A 6,484-nucleotide genomic window follows, 5' to 3' on the forward strand; every position below is an offset into this window, starting at 1 on the left:
ATCAAAGATTTTCTTTTTCGTTTTTTCCTTTACAGCAGGATGGTTATTGAGTGCTCTGCTGACTGTCGTAGGTGAAACTCCAACATCCTTGGCTATATCATAAATGGTGATTTCTTTCTCCATGTTAAATTTAAAGGCAAGTCTTTTGTTTTTTGGAAGTTACTCAAAGTCCGGATTGGTGTTGTATTTTTATAAATAGAGTTTGAATCCTTGGAAAGCGAGGGGTTACAATTGAAGTAATTCAAAACTATAGGATTTTTCTACTGTTTCAAAACAATTTTTATGAAATCGGTTGCTGAGTAACTTTTATTTTGATTTTTTAATGAATACTTAAATTAAATTTTAAAATATTGATTATTGATTCCGTCAGATTAAGTTGGTTTAGATTGGAATTGATAAAATAGGATTTTGATGATATAATGTTTAGATATTATTCTTGTTTATAACTTTATTTATGTCAGATCAAGCTTCAAAAATTGGGAGTTGTGCTATAATTCTACCAAAAATAATTTATGAAATCGGTTGTATTCATAATAATATTTTTTGAGGTTTGGGGCATTAAAAAAATATCAAGAAAGACAGAGGTGAAATCAAGAGCTATTGAAACATTGAAAAGATTTAAGGATAAGTGAAAGGCTTAAATTAATGGATAGCATATTTTGCGAAAAGAAGCTGCTATTGATAGCCATAATTGTAAAAAACATAAAAAACAATTGTCGAAAAGTTTATATTTGAACCTTCTCAAAATAAATAAACCCCAATCTAATTAAACCTATCCTATGTTATTAGAACCCTTAGACCTTGCAGTATTTATTGGGTATTGTTTGCTCATCATTGGTATGGGGCTTTTTGTCTCAAGAGAGAAAAAAGGCCACATCAAAAATTCCCAGGATTATTTTCTTGCCTCCAAAGCCCTTCCCTGGTGGGCAGTGGGAGCTTCCCTGATCGCCTCTAATATTTCTGCTGAGCAGTTTATCGGGATGTCAGGTTCAGGTTTTGCCCTTGGTTTGGCGATTTCCACTTATGAGTGGATGGCTGCAATTACCCTTTTGGTGGTAGCTATTTTCTTTTTGCCGATATATATCAAAAAAGGTATTTATACCATGCCCGGGTTTCTTTTGGACAGGTATGATACCAGGGTCAGGACTACAATGGCGATTTTCTGGCTATTGTTATATGTTTTTGTCAACCTGACTTCTGTATTGTATTTGGGGGCTTTGAGTTTGAACACTATTCTAAATGTACCCATGGTTTATGGCATTATAGGATTGGCCTTGTTTGCCATGATTTATTCCATTTATGGTGGCTTGAAGGCAGTTGCTTGGACAGATGTGGTGCAGGTGTTCTTTCTGATTGCAGGTGGATTGGCTACTACATATATTGCCTTGACCATGGTAGGTGAAGGTTCAGCTTGGGAAGGTTTGGGATTGTTAAGGCAGGAAGTTCCGGGTCATTTTTCCATGATTCTTTCCAGAGGTGAAATGATGATTCCGGATGGAAAAGGGGGCACTTATGATGCCTATCAGGATTTGCCTGGGATTTCAGTATTAGTAGGAGGAATGTGGATAACCAACCTGAGTTATTGGGGATTCAACCAATACATTACCCAAAGGGCTTTGGCTGCCAAAAGTCTTGATGAAGCCCAGAAAGGGATGATTTTCGCCGGTTTTCTGAAATTATTAATGCCTTTAATTGTCGTCATTCCCGGAATTGCGGCCTATGTGATTGTAGCAAACGGAATTGATGTAGGTTTTATTGAATCCATGAAAGACCCTGTAACAGGCATAATCAAATCGGACAGGGCTTATCCTACTTTATTGCAACTGCTTCCTGTTGGTCTGAAAGGTTTGGCTTTTGCCGCATTGACCGCAGCTATTGTTTCATCACTTGCTTCCATGGCCAATAGTACCTCCACCATCTTTACGATGGATATTTACAAAAAATATTTTGGTCAAAATGCCTCTGAAACCAAGCAGGTTACAGTTGGAAGAATCACTGCTGCAATTGCATTTGTAGTTGCGGCTGTTGTTGCCCCGGCCTTGGGACAATTGGATCAGGCGTTTCAGTTTATACAGGAATATACCGGCTTTATCAGCCCGGGAGTATTTGCCATATTTTTCTTTGGTGTATTCTGGAAAAAAACCACCTCCAATGCAGCATTGGTAGGGGCAGGTGTCAGCATTCCACTTTCAATGGTATTGAAATGGGTGTTTCCGGCCCTGCCGTTCCTGGACAGGATGGGGGTTGTCTTCCTGGTGATAGCATTATTGATGATCCTTATCAGCCTGGTGGAAGGAAAAGGTAAAGACCATCCAAACAGCATTGAAATAAGTGCAGATCTGTTCAAGACCAGTACAGGATTTAAGATCGGCGCTTTGATCATTACAGGAATCACCGCAGCATTATATATTGTATTTTGGTAAACCCTAAATAAAAAATGAGAAGATTATTATTAGGATATGACATTGGAAGTTCTTCCGTCAAAGCCACCCTTTTAAATGCCGATACAGGCAAAGTGGTGGCTTCGGAGGGTCTCCCAAAAGTTGAAATGCCCATAGCGGCCCCTCAAAAAGACTGGGCCGAACAGGATCCTGAAATGTGGTGGAAATACATTGTTGAAACTACCCATGCCATTGTTAAAAATGGAAATATTCAAAAGGGAGAACTGAAAGCAATCGGTATTTCATACCAAATGCACGGGTTGGTCTGTGTGGACAAAAACCATAAGGTCATCAGGCCTTCCATTATTTGGTGTGATAGCAGGGCAGTGGAGATCGGCAACAAGGCCTTTCAGGATCTGGGGGAAAATTACTGTCTTCCGCATTTATTAAATTCCCCCGGAAACTTTACTGCCTCCAAACTCAAATGGGTCAAAGAAAATGAACCCCAAAAATTTGAACAAATCCATAAAATCATGCTTCCCGGCGATTATATCGCCATGAAACTCACAGGTAAAATCCTGACCTCAGAAACAGGTCTTTCCGAAGGGATCTTCTGGGATTTCAAATCAAATAGTGTGTCCACAAAACTTTTGGACTACTATGGTATCAATAAATCAATGATCGCCGATGTGGTGCCTTCCTTTTCAGTACAGGGCAGGGTAAATGACGAAGCAGCGAATATTTTGGGGATCGAAGCCGGTGTGCCGATAACCTACCGCGCAGGAGATCAGCCCAATAATGCATTTTCTTTGAATGTACTGGAAGACGGGGAACTGGCAACTACGGCGGGTACTTCCGGGACAGTATATGGGGTAAGTACACAGGCGGTATTTGACCCAAAGTCCAGAGTAAATACCTTTGTACATGTCAATCATAGTGAGGAAAGCCCACATTATGGTGTTTTGCTCTGTGTCAATGGCACCGGGATATTAAATTCATGGCTGAAAAGATTGATCGGTGGAGAAAGCATTTCATACCCCGAAATGAACCAACTGGCATCGGAAGTTCCTCTTGGGGCAGATGGCCTCAAATTCATACCTTTTGGAAACGGGGTGGAACGTATCATGGAAAACAAAGCCGTAGATGCCCATCTCTCTGGCCTTAACCTTTTGAAGCATGACAAAAGACATGTACTGAGAGCGGGGCAGGAAGGGATAGTCAGTGCGCTTACCTATGGTTTTCAAATTATGAAGGACATGGGGCTAAACCTCAAAACAGTTAAAGCAGGAAATGCCAATATGTTTCTAAGTCCATTGTTCCGGGAGGCTTTTGTCAATATGAATAATGTAACACTTGAGCTTTATGATACTGATGGTGCCCAAGGTGCCGCCAGAGGTGCGGGAATCGGCTCGGGTATATATTCAAATGCCCAAGAAGCTTTTGCCGGCTTGGAAAAAATGGCTTCCTTTGAACCGGATTCTTCCTTGGTCTCTGCTTATGATGATGTATATCAAAGCTGGTTGAAGGCACTGGGCAGTGTTCAGTAGACAGTGTTCAGTGTTCAGTAGGCAGTAGGTAGTGGTCAGTTTGCAGTAAGCAGTGGTCAGTTTGCAGTGGTCAGTTTGCAGTGGTCAGTTTGCAGTGTTCAGTAGGCAGTGGTCAGTTTGCAGTTGCCAGTTTTCCGTGGGCAGTCACAGTTTTCGGTAGTCGGTGTTCAGTCGGCAGTGGTGGCCGAGAAGCTTCTTACTTCCCACTCCTGCCTGCCGGCAGGTCTCACATCTCATATCTCAAATCTCACATCTATTAAATAAACCTATAATCAAATGTCAAAAACCTATTTTCCGAATATCGACAAAGTCAAATTTGAGGGCAAAGGGTCAAAAAACCCTTTTGCATTTAAATATTATGATGCCAATAAAGTAGTGGCGGGAAAGCCCATGAAAGATCATTTTAAATTTGCCATTGCCTATTGGCATACCTTCTGTGCCACAGGCGGCGATCCGTTCGGGCCGGGCACCATGGTAAGGCCTTGGAATGAAAGTGATGATGCTGTTCAGCGGGCCAAGGATAAAATGGATGCTGCTTTTGAGTTTTACACCAAGATAGGTGCTGAGTACTATTGTTTCCATGATATAGACCTTATTGATGAGGGGGATACCCTTGAGGAGTATGAGGAAAGAATACAGATCATAACTGACTATGCATTGCAAAAACAAAAAGAAACCGGGATGAAATTGCTTTGGGGTACAGCCAATGTTTTCAGCAATCCACGCTATATGAACGGGGCATCTACCAATCCTGATTTTGATGTAGTGGCCTGGGCAGGTACGCAGGTAAAAAACTCCATTGATGCAACAATCAAATTAGGTGGGGAAAATTATGTATTCTGGGGCGGACGTGAAGGTTATATGTCCCTGCTCAATACTGATATGAAAAGAGAAACCGAACATTTGGGACGCTTTCTGACCATGGCCAGGGATTATGCAAGATCCAAAGGATTCAAAGGCACCTTCCTGATCGAACCAAAACCAATGGAACCCACCAAACATCAGTATGACTACGATGCCGCAACTGTAATCGGGTTTTTGAGACAACATGGTCTGGACAAAGACTTCAAATTAAACCTGGAAGTCAATCATGCAACCCTGGCAGGACATACCTTCCAACATGAACTGCAAGTGGCTGTAGATGCAGGGATGTTGGGAAGCATCGATGCCAATAGAGGAGATTATCAAAACGGTTGGGATACAGATCAGTTTGCCATCAACCTACAGGAGTTGACCGAATCCATGTTGGTGATCCTCGAAGGTAGTGGAATTCAGGGTGGAGGCGTGAACTTTGATGCCAAAGTGAGGCGGAATTCCACTGATTTGGATGACTTGTTTTATGCCCATATCGGAAGTATGGATGCCTTTTCCAGGGGATTATTGATTGCAAACGAAATCTTGGAAAAGTCTGAATATAAATCCTTAAGAAAAGAAAGGTATTCATCCTTTGATTCCGGAAAGGGTAAAGAATATGAATCAGGAAAACTGACTTTGGAAGATCTAAGGGCACATGCATTGGCCACAGGCGAACCCAAACAAAGAAGCGGAAGGCAGGAGCTGTTTGAGAATATTTTGAATGAGTTTATTTAAAGGATGAAGGATGAAGGATGAAGGATGAGGGATGAAGGGTGAGAGATGAATAGGAAGGTGTCGAAATAAGGTTGGTTTTGAATTTGAGGTTTTTCTGTAGTAGCCCCAGCGGAGCCTGTCCCGAGAATCGGGAGCTTAACATATTATAGCCCCGGGTAAGGTGCTTCAACATATCTTTCGGTTTCGGCCAACCTCAATGCACCTCCACCCGGGGTTATGAATGCAACGATTAAAGCAATTTCGGGACGGAGAAGTTTCAATTGGAACAGGGACTTTCTTCCCGAAATGGAGGGAAAGTTTATTTAGGAAAGACTGTTTTTCGTTGTTTTTAGTGAGTGCCGCTTTTTCCATTTGATTTACATTAATTCTCTTACTTTTTTTTCCCGAGAAATCGGGACAGGCTTTGACAAAAAAAGTAACAATCCCGATAGCTATCGGGACAAGACAATGGAATCTCCCGCAATTCTGCGGGACAGGCTTATCCACGCACGAGGCCTGCGCTGGCCCGGCCCATTGTCTTCCCACCCGCGACCCTACCGAATTAAGGTTGGTTTTGAATTTGAGGTTTTTCTGTAGTACCACCAGAGGAGCCTGTCCCGTACCGATAGCTATCGGTACGGGAGCTTAACATATTATAGCCCCGGGTAAGGTGCTTTGAAATACCTTTCGGTTTCGGCCAACCTCAATGCACCGCAACACGGGGTTTTGATAGCGACGATTTAAGCAATTTCGGGACGGAGAAGTTTCAATTGGAACAGGAACTTTGATCCCGAAATGGAGGGGAAGTTGAAATCTATGGCACAGATTGGCAGTCTGAAGACTGCAATATTGTGGTCCAAGTCTGAAGACTTGAACCAGCAGCAGCCCTGAAAGGGCTGAACTTTGATTAGCCCCGGGTAAGGTGCTTCAACATATCTTTCGGTTTCGGCCAACCTCAATGCACCTCCACCCGGGGTTATGAATGCA

At 42.3% G+C, this 6,484-nt stretch carries 6 protein-coding genes; 4 read left to right on the forward strand and 2 right to left on the reverse strand.

Annotated features, from left to right (window positions below):
• The coding region (locus ACEW8O_RS13555; RefSeq protein ID WP_373495167.1) for a LacI family DNA-binding transcriptional regulator at positions 1–123 on the reverse strand (123 nt) is incomplete at its 3' end.
• Positions 124–779: 656 nt separating this feature from the next.
• On the opposite strand from ACEW8O_RS13555, the gene ACEW8O_RS13560 reads away from it, so the two are divergent.
• The 4 genes from ACEW8O_RS13560 (at position 780) to ACEW8O_RS13575 (ending at position 6,146) form a co-directional block, all read left to right on the forward strand.
• Positions 780–2,423 carry a sodium/sugar symporter gene (locus ACEW8O_RS13560; protein ID WP_373495162.1) on the forward strand — a complete coding sequence of 548 codons (1,644 nt, stop codon included), beginning with the start codon at positions 780–782 and terminating at the stop codon, positions 2,421–2,423.
• Positions 2,424–2,437: 14 nt separating this feature from the next.
• A complete protein-coding gene (locus ACEW8O_RS13565) occupies positions 2,438–3,928 on the forward strand; it encodes a xylulokinase (protein ID WP_373495163.1) in 1,491 nt (496 codons plus the stop codon).
• Between the two features lie 276 nt (positions 3,929–4,204).
• Positions 4,205–5,518, forward strand: coding sequence for a xylose isomerase (gene xylA / locus ACEW8O_RS13570; protein WP_373495164.1), 1,314 nt, complete (start codon positions 4,205–4,207; stop codon positions 5,516–5,518).
• A 403-nt stretch (positions 5,519–5,921) separates the two neighbouring features.
• A complete protein-coding gene (locus ACEW8O_RS13575; protein WP_373495165.1) occupies positions 5,922–6,146 on the forward strand; it encodes a hypothetical protein in 225 nt (74 codons plus the stop codon).
• Between the two features lie 91 nt (positions 6,147–6,237).
• On the opposite strand, the gene ACEW8O_RS13580 is transcribed toward ACEW8O_RS13575, so the two are convergent.
• Positions 6,238–6,484, reverse strand: a 247-nt coding sequence (locus ACEW8O_RS13580; protein WP_373495166.1) for a hypothetical protein, incomplete at its 5' end; no start/stop codon positions are given.

The sequence above is a fragment of the Aquiflexum sp. genome (assembly GCF_041749095.1).
Taxonomy (GTDB): domain Bacteria; phylum Bacteroidota; class Bacteroidia; order Cytophagales; family Cyclobacteriaceae; genus Aquiflexum.

Coding starts and splice junctions, on each gene's coding strand:
- ACEW8O_RS13560 (WP_373495162.1), top strand. CDS start 780: ATGTTATTAGAACCCTTAGACCTTGCAGTATTTATTGGGTATTGTTTG.
- xylA (WP_373495164.1), top strand. CDS start 4,205: ATGTCAAAAACCTATTTTCCGAATATCGACAAAGTCAAATTTGAGGGC.
- ACEW8O_RS13565 (WP_373495163.1), top strand. CDS start 2,438: ATGAGAAGATTATTATTAGGATATGACATTGGAAGTTCTTCCGTCAAA.